The following is a 16942-nucleotide window of genomic DNA, read 5'->3' on the forward strand; positions in this document are numbered from 1 at the left end:
GCTCAGCACTTACGGTTTTATACAGGCGATAAATACGCATCACTCGCAGGTGATGCGCTCCACCTTGTAATCCGCGTCATAATAGATGTTGAGCCGGTCCTCGCGGAAATCCATGGTCACCGCGCTGTCCGGCGCGATCCAGCGCAGGCTCCGCGCGCCGGTCAGCGCCAGCGCGCGTTTGCCGAGCGGCTGCGAAGGCGTCTGGCCGATCAGTTCGGCCGCCGCGTCCGCCTCGCAACCGAATCCGCCGGCCTCGTCCATCTGCACTTCGCTGGTGAGGTCCCCGGGCAGACGGGCATTGTTTTGCGGCTTCACGGCGCAGGCTCCCAGCAGACAGGTGGCGGCGAGAAGCAGCGTCATCTTGGTCACGCTATCTCTCCGGTGCGGGTCATCGTCAGCTTTCCGTCGGTAACCGCAAAGGCCAGCCGCCCCTCGACCAGATCGAGCGCGTCGCGGCCGAACTGGTCGAACCGCCAGCCCTCCAGCATCGGCATGTCCTCCCGCTCGCCAGCCGCCAGCCGCTCCAGATCGCTCGCCTTGGCGAGCAGGCGCGAGGCGACGTTGATCTCGCGCGAGCGGATTTTCAGCAGCAGCTTGAGCAGGTCCGCGACCAAGGCGCCGTCCTTGCCCGGGCCCTGCCGGTTCTTGCGATCGGGCAAGTCGTCCGACTCGAGCGGTGTGGATGCCTCCAGCGCCTTCATCATCCGTCGCCCGATATCGTTTCCGCTCCACGCGCCCGACAGTCCGCGTTTCTTGGCGAGCTCTTTTTGCTCACGCGGCGGATGCCCGGCGATGTCGGCCAAGGTCTCGTCCTTCATGATCCGCCCGCGCGGCAGGTCCTTGTCCTGCGCCTCGCGCTCGCGCCAGGCGGCCAGCGCCTTCAGCCGGCCGAGCACGTCGGCCTTGCGCGACTGGATCTTTATGCGTTTCCAGCTCTCTTCGGGATCGTTGGCATAGTTCGCCGGGTCGGTCAGCCGCTCCATCTCACCGTTCAGCCAGGCGCCGCGACCCGTCTCCTTGAGCTGTTCCAGCATCATCGGGAATATCTCGGCCAGATGCGTCACGTCGCCGATCGCATAATCGATCTGGCGCCTGTCGAGCGGACGTCGGCTCCAGTCGGTAAAACGCGCGCCCTTGTCGAGTGTGTGGCCGAGCCATAGCGAAACGAGGTTCGAATAGCCGATCTGCTCGCCCTGCCCCAGCGCCATCGCCGCGACCTGGCTGTCGAACATCGGATGCGGGGTGCCGCCCGCGTGATTATAGACGATTTCGACATCCTGCCCGCCCGCGTGGAAGACCTTGAGCACCTCCTCGTTCTTCACCAGCAGGTCCCACAGCGGCGTGAGATCGATGCCGTCGGCCAGCGGATCGATCGCCGCGGCTTCCTTGTCATCGGCGATCTGCACCAGGCAGAGCAGCGGGTAATAGGTGTTCTCCCGCATGAACTCGGTGTCCACCGCGACGAAATCGGCTTCGGACAGACGCTCGCACAGTTCGGCAAGCGGGGCGGATTCGGTAATAAGGGGATGTATTTTCATGTGGCGCGCAGGCTTACACGGGTTGTTGGGAGGTGCCTAGGGGTTGGAATGAACGGCTGGACAAGTTCGTTCTTTCCGTTCCCCGGCGAAGGCCGGGGTCCATCAGGTGAGGTTCGATGCTGGACCCCGGCCTTCGCCGGGGAACGAGACTTGACAATAGCGCATAGCCCCTGTGTTAGCCGCGCATACTAGCCGATACATATTCCCGCCAACCGAAGTGACCCGCCATGCACGCCTATCGCACCCATAACTGCTCGCAGCTCCGCGCCTCCGACGTCGGCGAGACCGTCCGCCTGTCCGGTTGGGTGCATCGCAAGCGCGATCATGGCGGGGTGCTGTTCGTGGACTTGCGCGATCATTACGGCATGACCCAGATCGTGGTCGACGAGGACAGCCCCGCGCTGGACGTGCTGGACCGGCTGCGCGTGGAAAGCGTCGTCACCATCGACGGCGAGGTGAAGGCGCGGGCAGACGGCACCGTAAACGACAATCTGCCGACCGGCGAAATCGAGGTTTATGCGCGTTCCGTCACGGTCCAGTCGATGGCGAACGAGCTGCCGCTGCCGGTGGCGGGCGAGCAGGATTACCCCGAGGACATCCGCCTAAAATACCGTTTCGTCGATCTGCGGCGCGAGACGATGCACGCCAACATCATGTTGCGAAGCCGGGTGATCTCCAGCTTGCGCCGCCGGATGCAGGATCAGGGGTTCACCGAGTTCCAGACGCCGATCCTGGGCGCTTCCAGCCCCGAGGGCGCGCGCGACTATCTGGTGCCCAGCCGCCTGCATCCCGGCCGCTTCTACGCGCTGCCGCAGGCCCCGCAGATGTTCAAGCAGCTGCTGATGGTGGCGGGTTTCGACCGCTATTTCCAGATCGCCCCCTGTTTCCGCGACGAGGACCTGCGCGCCGATCGCAGCCCGGAATTCTACCAGCTCGATTTCGAGATGAGCTTCGTGACGCAGGAAGACGTGTTTCAGGCGCTGGAACCGGTGCTCGCGGGCGTGTTCGAGGAGTTTTCGGGCGGCAAGAGCGTGACGCCCGCCGGCCAGTTCCCGCGCATCCCCTATGCCGAGGCGATGCTGAAATACGGCAGCGACAAGCCCGATCTGCGCAATCCGCTGATCATCGGCGACGTGACGGGCCATTTCGAGACGTCCGGCTTCGGGCTGTTCGAAAAGATCGTCGGCGGGGGCGGGCGTGTGCGCGTAATCCCCGCGCCGGACACGCATGAGAAGAGCCGCAAATTCTTCGACGATATGAACGACTGGGCGCGGCGCGAAGGCTTTGCGGGGCTCGGCTACGTAACGCGCAAGGGCGGCGAATTTGGCGGGCCGATCGCCAAGAACCACGGCGCCGAAAAGATGGCCAAGCTCTATGACGAGCTGGGACTGGGCGAAAATGACGGCCTGTTCTTCGCGGCGGGCAAGGAACAGGAAGCCGCCAAGCTGGCCGGCGCCGCGCGCGCCCGCGTGGGCGAGGAGCTGGAGCTGATCGAGCAGGGCTGTTTCAAGTTCTGCTGGATCGTCGATTTCCCGATGTTCGAATATGACGAGGAGCGGAAACGGATCGATTTCAGCCACAACCCCTTCTCGATGCCGCAGGGCGAGATGGAGGCGCTGGAGAGCAAGGACCCGCTGGATATCCTGGCGTGGCAGTACGACATCGTCTGCAACGGTTACGAGCTGAGCTCGGGCGCGATCCGGAACCACCGGCCGGATATCATGTACAAGGCGTTCGAGCTGGCGGGCTATAGCAAGGCCGATGTCGACGCGAACTTCTCCGGCATGATCGAGGCGTTCAAGCTGGGCGCGCCGCCGCATGGCGGCTCCGCGCCGGGAATCGACCGCATCGTCATGCTGCTGGCGAACGAGCCCAATATCCGCGAGGTCATCGCCTTCCCGCTCAACCAGCGCGCGCAGGACCTGATGATGGGCGCGCCGTCGGCGGTCAGCCCGCGCCAGCTGCGCGACGTGCACCTCCGGCTGGTCGAGCAGCCCAAGGCCGCGCCGGGCGAACAGGTCCGGACCGATATCATCGGGGACTGACCGCTGGCATGGCGGCGCAAACTTCCGCCGTTCAGAAAAAGCACAACCCGCATGAACAATCTTGACTTGCCCGGTTTTTGGGCGATGGATCGCGCAATCGAGGGAAACAGGGAGACTTCGGAATGGGAAGGAAAAGTCTTTTGGCCGCCGCGCTGTTCTGCGCGATCGGTGCATCCGTTCAGGCCGAAACGCTGCCGATCGATTATATCGTGCCCGCCTCCAGCGATGGCGCGGCATCGGTGCACCGAATCGCGGTCGAACGGTTCGACGGCAAGGCCTCGGGCGCTTTGCGCGACAAGATCACCGATCATCTGCGCGAGGCGACCTTCGGGCCCGACCCGTGGTTCGCCGTGGTGCCCGAAGGCTTCGCCTCCGACGCCGACTCGATCATGACCGGCAATACGGACCTGCGGGTCGATGCCAGGGAGACGACGCCGAAGACCGTTCGCCGCTGCGCCGAAAAGGACGACAAGGGCAAATGCATCAAGGAGTCCGAGCGCAAGATTCCCTGCAACAACCTGGTCGTCACCGTGACGCCGGCCGTAAAGCTGATCGATCACGACGGTCGGGAAATCTATCGCAATGCGAATGCGGTCACCGAGTCGAAACGCTTCTGCGAGGATGAAAGCAGACCGTCGACCGAGCCGATGATCGCGCGGCTGACCGATCAGATCGCGTCGCGTATCGCCGCGGACCTGGTGCCGTCCGAACGGCGCGCCGATATACGCGTCCTGGAAAGCCGCAAGGGCCTTTCGAAGGCGGATGCCGAGATGTTCAAGAACGCGGTGAAGCTGACCAAATCGGATGCCCCCGGCGCCTGCGAGAAGTTCGCCATGCTGGCCGAAGCCAATCCGTCGCACGCGCCCTCGGTGTTCAATATCGGACTATGCTCGGAGATGACGGGCAAAACGGACAGCGCGCGCTATGAATATGAGCGGGCGCTGCAGCTCGATGGGGGCGGTGACTATGCAAGGGAGGCGATCGCCCGTCTGAACGGGAATGCGCGGGCCGACCGGCAGATCGCCGTCCACTATGGCGACGAGTGACCGGCGCCGACCGCGCCCGGGATGAACCCGGACGGGCGGCGGTGCGGACCGTCGTCCTTTTTTGGGTCGCTAGCCGGCAGGCTGTTTTTAAGGACCGGGGTTTAGGCTAGCCCCGATCGCAAATGCGATCGAGCCTGCCGCGCGGCGCCGACCTTGGCGAGTTGCACCGGTGTTAGGAGAGAAAGAGGCGGCCATGACCATCGACCTTTCCGACTACGAAACCGGCGCCGACTATGACGGCGACTATTCCGATGATCTCAAAGACCTGCAGGACCGGCTCGCCCGTCTGCAGGCGCGGATGATCGTGCACCGCAAACGCGCGATCCTGCTGCTCGAGGGCTGGGACGCGGCGGGCAAGGGCGGGATCGTCAAGCGCCTCACTGCCGGGCTCGATCCGCGCTATTTCGAGGTTTATCCGATTTCCGCGCCGACCCCGCCGGAAAAGGAACGCCATTTCCTGTGGCGCTTCTGGCGCGATCTGCCGCGCGAACGCAATCTCTCGATCTTCGACCGCAGCTGGTACGGCCGGGTGCTGGTCGAGCGCGTGGAGGGCCTCGCCACCGAGGCCGAATGGACGCGCGGCTATGACGAGATCAACGAGTTCGAAGCGAGCCAGACCGATCTCGGCACGGTCCTCATCAAGCTGTTCGTCCATGTGACGCAGGACGCGCAGGACGCGCGCTTCCTCGACCGGCTGGAGAAACCGCACAAGCGCTGGAAGATCACCGAGGACGATTTCCGCAACCGCAAACAGCGCGCCGCCTATCTGGAGGCCGCGCACGCCATGTTCGCACGCACCGACACGCGCTGGGCACCGTGGACGGCGATCGACGGCAATGACAAGAAAGCCGCGCGCATTGCGGCGATGACGGTGGTCGCGGACCGGCTCGACGCCGCGCTGCCGGAGGGTTTTCCCGAGCTCGACAAGGCCGTGATCAAGGCCGCGAAAAAGGCACTCGGCTTCGGCGAGAAGGACTGAGCCGCCGGAACCAAAGCGTGCGTCGCAGGCTTCTTTTACCGGAACGGTTTTCGAAAAAGGAAAGAATATATATGTTCGGAGCAATTCTCGGCGCGCTGGTGGACAGGCAGGACGGCGACAGCGGCGTCGAGGGCGCGCTCTGGGGCACGGTGGCGGAAAAGGGCGTGAAGCTGGTTTTCCCGCTGATGCTTACCTTTGCCATCGGCTATGCCGTGCAAAAGGGCGTCGGCATGGCGTGGAACAAGGCGACCGGGGACGATATGTCGAGCGGTTGAGGTATTTCCCCGCCTGCGCGGAGCGACGCAATCTACATAGTGGAGAAAGCTCTACCGCCCCAGATAATTGCTGATCGTGCGATTGTTTGCGTTTCCAAACCGGGCATGCTCCGGATAGAGCGCGTCGTACATCACCGCGTTTTCCAAAACCCGCTGAACGTAGTTCTTGGTCTCGTAGATCGGAATCTCCTCGATCCACTTGATCATGTCGATCCCGCCCAGCCGCGGATCGCCGTTCGCGGCGATGAACTTGTTCACATTGCCCGGCCCGGCATTATAGGCCGCCACGGCGAGCGGGTAGCTGCCGCCATAATAGTCAAGCATGCGCTGAAAATAGCTCGAACCCAGGCGGATATTGTAGTTGGTGTCGCTCGTCAGCGCGCTCGCGCTGTAGCTCAGATTCTGGCGCCCGGCGACTTCGCGCGCGGTGCCCGGCATCAGCTGCATGAGCCCGCTGGCCCCGGCATGGCTGCGTGCCTCGCGGTCGAACTGGCTCTCCTGCCGCGCGATCGCGTGGACCATCGTCCAGTTATACGCTTCCTCGCCCGGCACCGGCACGGTGGGGAAGGCGAAGGGGACGAGCGCGTCGAGCTCGTTCACTCGCGCGTTGCGCCCGGCCATGACGGCGAGATCGGGGCGTCCCAGATAGGTCGAGAGATTGATCGCGGCGAGATGCTCCTGCTCGCTCTTGGCCGCATTGGCGATGGCGCGCAGAAAGGCCGACTGGTCCTGCCAGCTGCCATATTGCCCGGCAACCTGCGCGGCCAGGTAGATCGGGCGCGAATTGGGCTCGCCCGCGGCGGTCAGCTTGGCGACATCCCTGGTCACCTGCGGGATCGGGCGGCCGAGCTGTTCGAGCGCGAGCTGGCCATAGAAATGGTCGTAATATTTGGCGGCCCGCTCGTAATAAAGGTTCGCCGATGCGCCGTCGCCCGCCTGTTCGGCGGCCTTGGCGGCCCAGTACAGCCCCTTGGTGATGGTCTGCGGCGAGCGCGCGGCGGCGCCGTAGAGCGCGAACATGCGCGCCGCGTCGGCGGGGCGCCCGAGCTTATAGTAGGCGGTCTGACCGGCGAGCCAGGTGAGGCTGGTATAGTCGTCGCGCACGCCGAGGGTCTGCATGCTGATGTCGGTGCCCGCCGGAAAGGCGTCCTCGACTCGGCTGGCGATGCGATAGGCGATCTCGTTCTGCCCATCGTTCTCGGCCGCGCGGGCGTTGACGAGCAGCGTTTCGTACCACTCCTCCGCGTCCTCGGGATAGCCGGCCAGCGGCGGGCGATTGGCGAGCAATTGCCGCGTTTCGAAGCTCTGTCCGTTGGCGCGCATATAGGTCGCGCGGTCGGTCAGATAGCCGGGATCGGACAGCGACGCCTGGTCGCTGCGGTATAGCGCGCTCGAGAGATCGCCCGAGCGCGACTTGATCGCCAGCCGGTCGAGGAAATGCTGGCGGTTTCGCGGCGTGGCATAGGCGATCAGCTCGCCCGCGTCGGTGGTCGCGCCCGACCAGAGCAGCGCGTCGATGCGCCGGTCGTAATCGTCCACGCCGAACTGATTGGAAAACATGCCGATCAGCGTGGTTTCGGCGATGTCCGACAGCGGTCCGCCGACCCAGGCCTTGCGCGCCCATTCGGCGGCGTGCATCTGATCGCCGCTATTGGCGAGCGCGATGGCATATTGCGCGCGCCCGGTATTGGTGACCGGTTCGAACCGCTGAAAATAAGCGACCAGCTGTGACGGCGGATAATAGCCGAGTTCGATCGACTCCTCTGCGTTCTTGCGCATGCGATCTTCGCCCGGCCAGCCGGGATAGCTCATCAGAAAGCCGGCATAGTCGGAAAAGGTGAAATTGTCCGACTGGCTCAGCATCTTCCAGCGCTGGAAGGCGGCGGGGATATTGCCCTGGCTGGGATCGGCGAGCTGCGCGGCGGCAGCGTCCCACTGCTGCTGGAGCTGCGGCTGGACCGGCGCGGTCTGGACCGGCGGCTGCGGCTGGGCAGTGACGGTGTGCGGCGTCCAGTCGATCGGAGCCTGCGTTGATACGGGCTGCTCGGCCTGTTCGCGGGTCAGCGGGGGCAGCGGCTTGGGCTCGCCGAACTGTGTCGGCGCCGCGTATGGCTGTCCGTCTTGCGCGCGCGCGTTCGGCGCCATCGTCGCGGCGGGCAGCAGCGACTGCGGTTGGCGCGCGGCGTTTACCGCGAATGACTCCGGAACGAGCTGCCGCTGCGCTTCGGCGGGGACGAGCGCGCTGGTGGAACAAAGGAGGGCGAGGGGGATGCAGAGACGCTTTACCATGCTGGACATGATAGGGCTTGGCTCCTTATCAGGCGCTGAACGGAAACGGCGGCACACGGGCGCACCGCCATGGACCCGCCCTCTGGCCCTGATGGAGATAGAGTTCAATGTTTTCCGGCTCCATTCCGGCCCTGGCGACCCCGTTTCGCGGCGGAGCGTTCGCTGAAGGCGTCTACCGCGATTTCATCGACTGGCAGATCGACAGCGGTTCGAGCGCGCTGGTGCCGTGCGGCACCACCGGCGAGGCGGCGACGCAGACCGTGGACGCGCATTTCGAGGTGGTGCGGGTGTGTGTGGAGCAAGCCGCGGGCCGCGTTCCGGTGATTGCCGGCTGCGGCTCGAACGACAGCGTCGTGGCGCTGGAAAATCTGAAGCGGGCGAGGGACGCCGGGGCCGATGCCGGGCTGATGGTGCCGCCCTATTACAACAAGCCGAGCCAGGCGGGGATCATCGCGCATTTCGAGCATGTGACGGCGGGCTGCGATCTGCCGATCATAGTCTACAACATCCCCGGCCGCTGCGCCGTCGATATCAGCGTCGAGACGATGGCGACGCTCGCGGCAATCCCCTCGATCGTCGGCGTCAAGGATGCGACCGCCGACATGGAGCGAATCTCGCAGCAGCGCGAAAAATGCGGTCATGAATTCGTGCAGCTGTCCGGCAACGACTATCTCGCGCTCGGCTTCATGGCGATGGGCGGCAAGGGCTGCGTCTCGGTGACCGCCAATGTCGCGCCGGGTCTTTGCGCCGAACTCATCGCCGCCTGCCTGGAGGGCGATTACTCTCGCGCGCTGGAACTGCAGGACCGCCTCTATCCGCTGCACGGCGCGATGTTCGCCGATGCCTCGCCGGGGCCGGTGAAATATGCGCTGTCGCGCGTGCGACCTGATTTTCCGGTCGAGGTGAACCTGCCGATTCTGGAGCCGAATGGCGTGGCGAAACGGACGGTGGACAAGGCACTGGAGATTGCCGGTCTGGTTTCCATCTGCGCAGCATAGAAAACTTTCGTCATTCCGGCGAAAGCCGGAATCCAGGGCGTGTGCAGCGCTGCTGACGCCCTGGATTCTGGATCAAGTCCGGAATGACGAAGTTTGCAATTATTTCGCAGACCCTCACACCCTTCGCATTCACCCCAGCGTTCCTATATAGGCCCCCTTCATGGCCCGTCCCCGCCCCGCCAGTTTCGAAAAGACCAAGGTCGTCGCCGAGAACCGGCGCGCGCGTTACGATTTCTTCATCGACGAAGTGTTCGAAGCCGGGATCGCGCTGACCGGAACCGAGGTGAAGTCGCTGCGCTTCGGCGAGGGCTCGATTGCCGAAAGCTTCGCCGAGGTGAAGGACGATCAGGTGTTTCTGGTCAACGCCAATATCCCCGAATTCAGCCACGGCAACCGCCACAATCACGAGCCCAAGCGGCCGCGCAAGTTGCTGCTGCACGCGCGCGAGATCGAGAAATTTTACGGTGCCGTGGCGCGCAAGGGGATGACGCTGGTGCCGCTGTCGATTTACTTCAATTCGCGCGGGCGCGCAAAGGTGGAGCTGGCCCTGGCCAAGGGCAAGAAAGCCCCCGACAAGCGCGCCACCGAGAAGGAGCGCGACTGGAAGCGGGAGCAGGGCCGCCTGTTGCGCCAGCATGGCTGACCAGGAGCCGCGGCGGCCGATCCATCATCGCCTGGGTATGAAAATGCCCACGCGCGACGACATGGGAAAAAACCGCTTCCTCAAACCCTTCGCCGCCCGAGTCTTAAGGCCCGATCTGTGGCGCTTCACCCGCCGTTCGGTGCCGCGCGGAATCGCCCTGGGCATGCTGGCGGGCTTCTGGGTCCCGGTCGGCCAGATTTTCGTCGCCGCGCTGCTGGCCTTGCCGTTCCGCGCGAACGTGCCGATCGCGACCGTTACCACCTTCATCACCAACCCGCTGACTTATCCGTTCTGGGTAGTGGTGGCCAACAAGCTCGGGCGGTTCATCCTGCGCATCGATGCGATGACGGTCGGCGCGCCGCTCAACAACCAGGTGCGCAGCGAATTCGGCATGTGGCTGAGCTGGTTCCTGCGCGAAGCGGGCGTGACCGCCTTCGGCATGGTCGTGCTCGGCATATTGTTCGCCTCGATCGGTTATCTGCTGGCTAGCTTCGGCTGGCGTTTCAGGCAAGGCCGGGAGCGGCGTCGGCGTCTGCGCGCCTATGCCTTGCGCCGCAAGCGCCAGGCGGCGGACTAAACACAGCTGCGGTTCCATCGTTCAGCCGAGCGCAAACTGCCGTCGTTTATCGTTTCCCTATCGACATCCGCCGATTGGTGCCAGCCTGCGCTTGCGCGGAAACCGTTCCCGGTGCATCGGGAATGTCAGAAAATAACTTATAGAGGATCGAATATGACCGCTTTGCGTACCATGCTGTTGTTGGCTGCCACCCCGATAGCGCTCGCCGCCAACCCTGCTTTTGCGCAGGACGAGGATGCCGTCACCACCTCCAAGGCAGAAGCCGCCTTGTCCGCCGATGCGGATGCCTCGGCCGAGCCAGCGCAGGCCGACGCCGCGCCCGAGATCGGCAAATTCGGTTTCGACGAGGAGGGCATGGACCGGATGATCAAGCCGGGCGATGATTTTTACGGCTTCGCCAACGGCAAATGGGCCGAAACCACCGAAATCCCCGCCGACAAATCCAATTACGGCATGTTCACCGCGCTGGCCGATTTGAGCCAGGAGCGGGTGAAAAAGGTGCTCGACGAGGCCAAGAATGATTCCGACAGCAAGATCGGCCGCGCTTATGCCAGCTATCTCGACACGGCTGCGGTCGAGGCCAAGGGCCTGGCGCCGATCAAGCCGTGGCTCGGCAAGATCGAAGCGCTGGATAATAAGGAAGATTATGCGCAATTGCTGGTCGAGGCCGCCAGGAACGGCGTGCGTGGACCCGTCGGCGGCTATGTCGGGCAGGACGACAAGGACCCCGACACCTATATTTTCGGCATGGTTCAGAGCGGGCTCGGCCTGCCGGACCGCGACTATTATCTCGAAGATTCGGAGCGTTTCAACGGCATCCGTACAGCCTATATCGCGCATCTGACCAAGATGTTCGAGCTTGCCGGCGAGGATAATGGCGCCGCGCGGGCGCAGGCGATCTTCGACATGGAGAAGAAGATCGCCGAGGTCCACTGGACCAAGGAAGACAGTTCCGACGCGACCAAGACCTACAACAAGATGAGCGTGTCCGAGCTGCAGGCCATGGCGCCGGGCCTCGACCTTGTCGCCATGATCAAGGCGACCAGCCCGAATATCCGGGAGCTGCTCGTGGCGCAGCCGAGCGCGGTGCAGGGCATCGCGAAAATCGTCGGCGAGGCGGATCTCGCCACGCTGAAGGACCAGCTGATGATCCGCAGTCTGGACAATCTGTCCGATGTGCTGCCCGATGCCATCGCCAATGAGAGCTTTGCCTTTTACGGCACCACGCTGAACGGCACCCCCGAGCGCGAGGTGCGCTGGAAACGCGGCGTGGGCTTCACCGAGGATGTGCTGGGCGAGGCGGTCGGCAAGGAATATGCCGCCGAATATTTCCCGCCCGCAACCAAGGCCGCGATGAACGAGCTGGTCGACAATGTGCTCGCCGCCATGGGCCGCCGAATCCAGGGTCTCGAATGGATGCAGCCCGAGACCAAGCAGCGCGCGCTGGCCAAGCTCGCCAATTTCACGGTCAAGGTCGGCTATCCCGATCGCTGGAAGGATTACGGCGCGCTGGAGATCAGGGAAGGCGATCTGTTCGGCAACCAGATCCGCGGCAACAACTGGCAATATGCCGACAACATCGCCAAGCTCGGCACCCCGATCCGGACATGGGAATGGGGCATGCTTCCCGAGACCGTCAACGCCTACGCCAATTTCGGCATGACCGAGGTGGTGTTCCCGGCCGCGATCCTGCAGCCGCCCTTCTTCGATCCCGATGCCGATCCGGCGATCAATTATGGCGGCATCGGAGCGGTGATCGGCCATGAGATCAGCCATCATTTCGACGATCAGGGTTCGAAATATGACGAGGACGGCCGTCTGTCCGACTGGTGGACGCCGGAAGACGTCGCCGCGTTCGACAAGGCGACCAAGGCGCTCGTCGCGCAATATGACGAATATGAGCCGCTGCCGGGCGAGCATGTGAAGGGCGAGTTCACGCTGGGCGAGAATATCGGCGATCTCGCCGGTCTGACCATCGCCTATGACGCCTACAAGCAGGCGCTGGACGGGAAGGAAGCGCCGGTGATCGACGGCTTTACCGGCGACCAGCGCTTCTTCCTCGGCTGGGCGCAGGTATGGCGCCGCAATTACCGCGAGAGCAATCTTTCGCAGCGGCTCAACACCGATCCGCACAGCCCGTCGCAGCAGCGCGCCTGGGTCGTGCGCAATCTTGACAAATGGTATGATGCCTTCGATCCACAGGCGACATCGAAATTATACCTCGCGCCCGATCAGCGCGTGCGCATCTGGTAAGTCCGTAACAGCAAGGAAATCCATTGGCCGAAGGGGGAGCAGCGGCAAGCAGAGGCGGTCTGACCGCCGCCCGGCTCCCCCTTTGGTTGATCGTCGGCGGCGCGATCGTCGCCTCCGCGTTGATCCTGTGGGCGGCGACCGACAGCATCGTCCTGTCCGCGGGCTTTGCCGTCGGTATCCTTTGCCTCGGCGCCTTTGCGCTGCTGTTTCGCCAGAATGCGGACAGCGCGCCGCGTCAGGACCTGATGCCGCCCGACTGGTCGGTCACCCATGCCGCCGCCGATTTCGCCGATTTCGGTCTGGCGATCACCGACCGCGCCGGGCGACTGGTCTGCGCCAACGATCTCTACGCGCGCTGGATGGACGGGCCGCGCCCGCCCGCCGCGCTCGATTTCGACGGCAAGAGCGGCGACGCCATCGCTAGGGCCACCCGCGCCGCGTGGCGCGATGGCCGCAGCGAGGTCCCCGTCATCGCGCGCGGGGCGGCCGAATACCGGCTGGCGCTGCGCCGCGCCGGGGCGGCCGACGATTATCTCGTGTGGCAATTCGAGCCGCTGTTGCGCCGCAGCCTCGCCGCCGAGGCGGCCGAGCTGGTGGCGGGCAATCTGGGCGATCTGCTTTCGCGCTCCGGACTGATGGCCGCCACCTTGGGCCCCGAGGGCCGCATCCGCGCCAGCAACGGTGCCTTTGCGATGCGCGCGACGGGCAGCGAGCACAGCAATCTCACCGGCAAGGACTTCACCGCCTTCCTGCGCTCCGACGAGCGCGGCGCGATCTTCTTCGAGAGCGAAGGACGGCGCGGGGTGCCGCTGCGTCTCGTCCATCTGCCGATCGAAAGCGACCGCGAAGATGGCCCGGCGCTGGTGCTGCTGCGCGACGAGGACGGCGCGACGCAGGATCGAACCGCAGCGCTCGCCCATGTCGAAAATCTGCTCGCGAACCTTCCGCTCGGCCTCGCGCTGCTCGACCGCGACGGGCGCTTCCTGTTCGCAAACGACAGCTTCGCCAAGCTGGCGGGCCTCGCCGATGGCGGCCTGCCGCTTTATCCCGGCGATCTCGTGATCCGCGAGGACAAGGGCGCGCTCGCCGATGCGGTGCGCCGCCATGCCGGGGGGCAGCCGACCAGCGGCGACCTGGCCGTGCGCCCGCGCGACCGGCCGGACGAGGTGCTCTCGCTGACCCTCTCTGGCGTACGCGGTCTGGGCGAAGCGGCGGTGATGTTGAGCTTGAAAGACTCCGGCGAGGAGACCAAGCTCAAGCGCCAGATCGCGCAGCAGACCAAGATGCAGGCGGTCGGCCAGCTGGCCGGCGGCGTGGCGCATGATTTCAACAATATCCTGACCGCGATCATCGGCCATTGCGACCTGATGTTGCTGCGCCTGACGCCGGGCGACAGCCATTATGACGATATCCAGCAGATCAAGAACAACTCCAACCGCGCGGCCAGCCTGACGCGGCAATTGCTCGCATTCTCGCGCCAGCAGACGCTGCGCCCGCAGGTGCTGCAGCTGCCCGATCTGGTGTCCGACGTCTCGAACCTGCTGAGGCGCCTGCTCGGCGAGACGGTGAAGCTGGAGGTGCGCCACGGCCGCGGCCTCGGCCCGGTGCGCGCCGATCCGGGGCAGCTCGAACAGGTCATCGTCAATCTGGGCGTCAACGCGCGCGATGCGATCCTGGAGGCGAGGCCCAAAAACGCAACCGCCACCGGAACGGTCGCGATCGAGACCGCTGCCATCGGCCCCAAGGACGTCCGCGCGATGGAAAGCGATGTGCTGCCGGAGGGAGACTATATCCGTCTGTCGGTCACCGACAGCGGCGCCGGCATCCCCAAGGAGGTGCTGGCCAAGATCTTCGAACCGTTCTTCACCACCAAGGAACTGGGCAAGGGCACCGGCCTCGGCCTTTCCACCGTCTACGGCATCGTCAAGCAGTCGGGCGGCTATATCTTCGCGCGCAATGTGGTCGGCGGCGGCGCGCGGTTCGAAATCTATCTGCCGGTGCACAAGGCCGCGCCGGGGCAACCCGCGCGCGCCGCTCCCAAAGCCGCGCCGCCGCCCGAGGAAACCTGGGGCACGGGCACGATCCTCCTGGTCGAGGACGAGGACATGGTCCGCGCGGTCGCCGAGCGCGCGCTGGCGCGGCAGGGCTATACCGTCGAGACCGCGAGCGACGGCGAGGAAGCGCTGGAGACGATCGCGAAGGGGGGTGCCTATGATCTGATCGTGTCCGACGTGGTCATGCCGAACATGGATGGCCCCGCCATGGCCCGCGCGCTGCGCCAGACCCGGCCCGATCTGCCGATCCTGTTCATGTCCGGCTATGCCGAGGAGCAATTGCGCCAGAGCATCGATCTCGACAATGTCGCATTCCTGCCCAAGCCGTTCAGCGTGCAGCAGATCGCCGAAGCGGTGGGCGAGGTGCTGCGGGGGAGCCGGAAGAAGTAGCAACAATCTTCTCCCACTTGGGCGGGAGAAGGATACGAAGTCTTGTCGACCCCGGGCTTGGTCCGGGGGAGCTAGACGCAGTTGGATGAGGGCGGGTGGCGCGTAGCGCCATCGGCAGGGCAAGTTTTGTGCAGTCGCCCTAACCGATGCCCCTCGCCGCTGTGACTAAATTCGTTACACTCATCAAGTCTCGCTCCTCTCCCGCAGGCGGGAGAGAGAAATTTCCAAACCATCAAAATCGCGTTCCCCTCTTGTTCCAACAGAACAAATGCGGTACACAAACAAAATTCCCGACGAATCGACGGGGCTGCTGAACTAGGACAGGGGACGTGATATGGCCGCCAAGCTCAAACTCATCGAATCGAACGAAAGAATCAGCGATATGGACCGCGAAAAGGCACTGGACGCCGCCCTGGCGCAGATCGACCGCGCCTTCGGCAAGGGCTCGGCGATGAAGCTGGGCAGCCGCGAGGCGATCGAGATCGAGGCGATTTCGACCGGGTCGCTCGGCCTCGACATCGCGCTCGGCATCGGCGGCCTGCCCAAGGGCCGGGTGATCGAGATTTACGGGCCGGAAAGCTCAGGGAAAACCACGCTGGCCCTGCACACGGTGGCCGAGGCGCAGAAAAAGGGCGGCACCGCCGCGTTCATCGACGCCGAGCATGCGCTCGATCCGGTCTATGCCAAGAAGCTGGGCGTCGACGTCGACAATCTCATCGTCTCGCAGCCCGATACGGGCGAGCAGGCGCTGGAGATCTGCGACACGCTGGTGCGTTCCAATGCGGTCGATATCCTCGTGATCGATTCGGTGGCCGCGCTGGTCCCGCGCGCCGAGATCGAGGGCGAAATGGGCGACAGCCATGTCGGCCTGCAGGCGCGGCTGATGAGCCAGTCGCTGCGCAAGCTGACCGGCTCGATCAGCAAGTCCAAATGCATGGTCATTTTCATCAACCAGCTGCGCATGAAGATCGGCGTGATGTACGGCAATCCGGAGACCACGACCGGCGGCAACGCGCTGAAATTCTATGCCAGTGTGCGCCTCGACATCCGCCGCACCGGCCAGATCAAGGACCGCGACGAGGTGGTCGGCAATTCCACCCGCGTGAAGGTGGTCAAGAACAAGGTCGCCCCGCCGTTCAAGCAGGTCGAGTTCGACATCATGTACGGCCAGGGCATCTCCAAGGTCGGCGAGATCATCGACCTCGGCGTCAAGGCGGACCTCGTCGAAAAGTCCGGCGCCTGGTTCAGCTATGACAGCGTGCGCATCGGCCAGGGCCGCGAGAACGCCAAGACCTTTTTGCTCGAACATCCCGAGATGCTCGACAAGCTGGAAGCGGCGATTCGCGGCAAGAAGGACGATGTCGCCGAAGAGATGATGGCGGGACCGGACGAGGATTGACACCGGAGGGCTGAAAGGGGGGGCGTATGCCGTCCTTTACGAACTTCCGGACATGTTGCAGGAGCGGATGATGGCGCAGGCTTCAAAGGCGCGGTTCAATTATGTCGAGCTGTCCGTCGCGGAAACGGCGCGGGCGCGTGCATTCTACGCCAACTCCTTCGGCTGGACCTTTACCGATTTCGGATCGACCTACAGCGCGACCACCAGCGACGATACCGATCTCGGCCTCGATGCCGATCGCAAGGCGCCGCCGCTTCCTGTCATTGAAAGCAGCGATGTAGCGGCGTCCCGCGACGCGGTCGTCGCAGCGGGCGGCAGGCTGATCCGGGACATTTACGATTTTCCCGGCGGGCGCCGCTTCGAATTCAACGATCCCGACGGCAACGAACTGGCGGTCTGGCAGCGCGGCTGATCGCGCTTGAGCGGGAGGGCTGGCCCGCTTACATGGCAGGCATG

14 protein-coding genes are annotated in these 16942 nt (G+C 64.4%); 11 read left to right on the forward strand and 3 right to left on the reverse strand.

Translation table 11 applies throughout. The features are described from left to right. Positions 1-39: 39 nt before the first annotated feature. The gene (locus ACOQPC_RS05575; RefSeq protein ID WP_420608079.1) at positions 40-360 is read right to left on the reverse strand and encodes an I78 family peptidase inhibitor; all 321 of its coding nucleotides are present in this window, start codon (positions 358-360) and stop codon (positions 40-42) included. 5 nt (positions 361-365) lie between these two features. Further along, entirely contained in the window at positions 366-1538 is a 1173-nt protein-coding gene (gene rnd, locus ACOQPC_RS05580; protein ID WP_420607658.1) for a ribonuclease D, read from the reverse strand. 227 nt (positions 1539-1765) lie between these two features. Between rnd and aspS the strand changes: the two genes are divergently transcribed. The 4 genes from aspS (at position 1766) to ACOQPC_RS05600 (ending at position 5883) form a co-directional block, all read left to right on the forward strand. Next, positions 1766-3583, forward strand: coding sequence for an aspartate--tRNA ligase (gene aspS, locus ACOQPC_RS05585; protein ID WP_420607659.1), 1818 nt, complete (start codon positions 1766-1768; stop codon positions 3581-3583). Positions 3584-3723: 140 nt separating this feature from the next. Further along, on the forward strand, positions 3724-4629 hold the full coding sequence (locus ACOQPC_RS05590) for a tetratricopeptide repeat protein (RefSeq protein ID WP_420607660.1): 906 nt from the start codon (positions 3724-3726) through the stop codon (positions 4627-4629). Between the two features lie 193 nt (positions 4630-4822). Continuing rightward, positions 4823-5608, forward strand: a complete 786-nt coding sequence (locus ACOQPC_RS05595) for a polyphosphate kinase 2 family protein (RefSeq protein WP_420607661.1) — start codon at positions 4823-4825, stop codon at positions 5606-5608. A gap of 71 nt (positions 5609-5679) precedes the next feature. Beyond that, a complete protein-coding gene (locus tag ACOQPC_RS05600; RefSeq protein WP_420607662.1) occupies positions 5680-5883 on the forward strand; it encodes a hypothetical protein in 204 nt (67 codons plus the stop codon). A 51-nt stretch (positions 5884-5934) separates the two neighbouring features. On the opposite strand, the gene ACOQPC_RS05605 is transcribed toward ACOQPC_RS05600, so the two are convergent. Then, entirely contained in the window at positions 5935-8181 is a 2247-nt protein-coding gene (locus tag ACOQPC_RS05605) for a transglycosylase SLT domain-containing protein (RefSeq protein WP_420607663.1), read from the reverse strand. Positions 8182-8279: 98 nt separating this feature from the next. On the opposite strand from ACOQPC_RS05605, the gene dapA reads away from it, so the two are divergent. From dapA to ACOQPC_RS05640, 7 genes are all read left to right on the forward strand, one after another. After that, complete coding sequence (dapA, locus tag ACOQPC_RS05610) at positions 8280-9170, forward strand: 4-hydroxy-tetrahydrodipicolinate synthase (RefSeq protein WP_420607664.1); 891 nt, start codon at positions 8280-8282, stop codon at positions 9168-9170. 160 nt (positions 9171-9330) lie between these two features. Continuing rightward, positions 9331-9813 (forward strand): SsrA-binding protein SmpB, encoded by a 483-nt coding sequence (gene smpB / locus ACOQPC_RS05615; RefSeq protein WP_420607665.1) that lies wholly within the window; start codon positions 9331-9333, stop codon positions 9811-9813. After that, a complete protein-coding gene (locus ACOQPC_RS05620) occupies positions 9806-10390 on the forward strand; it encodes a DUF2062 domain-containing protein (protein WP_420607666.1) in 585 nt (194 codons plus the stop codon). The genes smpB and ACOQPC_RS05620 overlap by 8 nt, the downstream gene beginning before the upstream one ends. A gap of 153 nt (positions 10391-10543) precedes the next feature. After that, entirely contained in the window at positions 10544-12643 is a 2100-nt protein-coding gene (locus ACOQPC_RS05625; RefSeq protein WP_420607667.1) for a M13 family metallopeptidase, read from the forward strand. Between the two features lie 23 nt (positions 12644-12666). Beyond that, complete coding sequence (locus tag ACOQPC_RS05630; protein WP_420607668.1) at positions 12667-15087, forward strand: response regulator; 2421 nt, start codon at positions 12667-12669, stop codon at positions 15085-15087. Positions 15088-15421: 334 nt separating this feature from the next. Continuing rightward, positions 15422-16486: a recombinase RecA gene (gene recA / locus ACOQPC_RS05635; protein ID WP_420607669.1), complete on the forward strand. Its 1065-nt coding sequence runs from the start codon at positions 15422-15424 to the stop codon at positions 16484-16486. A 52-nt stretch (positions 16487-16538) separates the two neighbouring features. Then, a complete protein-coding gene (locus ACOQPC_RS05640) occupies positions 16539-16898 on the forward strand; it encodes a VOC family protein (RefSeq protein ID WP_420607670.1) in 360 nt (119 codons plus the stop codon). Positions 16899-16942: the final 44 nt, after the last annotated feature.

The organism is Novosphingopyxis sp. (assembly GCF_965218915.1).
In the GTDB taxonomy this organism is placed as follows: Bacteria; Pseudomonadota; Alphaproteobacteria; order Sphingomonadales; family Sphingomonadaceae; genus Novosphingopyxis.

What these genes read in the sequence shown, in the direction of transcription:
- ACOQPC_RS05575 (WP_420608079.1), bottom strand. Translation starts at nt 360, where the DNA reads ATGACGCTGCTTCTCGCCGCCACCTGTCTGCTGGGAGCCTGCGCCGTG.
- ACOQPC_RS05640 (WP_420607670.1), top strand. Translation starts at nt 16,539, where the DNA reads ATGTTGCAGGAGCGGATGATGGCGCAGGCTTCAAAGGCGCGGTTCAAT.
- aspS (WP_420607659.1), top strand. Translation starts at nt 1,766, where the DNA reads ATGCACGCCTATCGCACCCATAACTGCTCGCAGCTCCGCGCCTCCGAC.
- ACOQPC_RS05600 (WP_420607662.1), top strand. Translation starts at nt 5,680, where the DNA reads ATGTTCGGAGCAATTCTCGGCGCGCTGGTGGACAGGCAGGACGGCGAC.
- ACOQPC_RS05605 (WP_420607663.1), bottom strand. Translation starts at nt 8,181, where the DNA reads ATGTCCAGCATGGTAAAGCGTCTCTGCATCCCCCTCGCCCTCCTTTGT.
- smpB (WP_420607665.1), top strand. Translation starts at nt 9,331, where the DNA reads ATGGCCCGTCCCCGCCCCGCCAGTTTCGAAAAGACCAAGGTCGTCGCC.
- ACOQPC_RS05620 (WP_420607666.1), top strand. Translation starts at nt 9,806, where the DNA reads ATGGCTGACCAGGAGCCGCGGCGGCCGATCCATCATCGCCTGGGTATG.
- dapA (WP_420607664.1), top strand. Translation starts at nt 8,280, where the DNA reads ATGTTTTCCGGCTCCATTCCGGCCCTGGCGACCCCGTTTCGCGGCGGA.
- ACOQPC_RS05595 (WP_420607661.1), top strand. Translation starts at nt 4,823, where the DNA reads ATGACCATCGACCTTTCCGACTACGAAACCGGCGCCGACTATGACGGC.
- recA (WP_420607669.1), top strand. Translation starts at nt 15,422, where the DNA reads ATGGCCGCCAAGCTCAAACTCATCGAATCGAACGAAAGAATCAGCGAT.
- ACOQPC_RS05625 (WP_420607667.1), top strand. Translation starts at nt 10,544, where the DNA reads ATGACCGCTTTGCGTACCATGCTGTTGTTGGCTGCCACCCCGATAGCG.
- rnd (WP_420607658.1), bottom strand. Translation starts at nt 1,538, where the DNA reads ATGAAAATACATCCCCTTATTACCGAATCCGCCCCGCTTGCCGAACTG.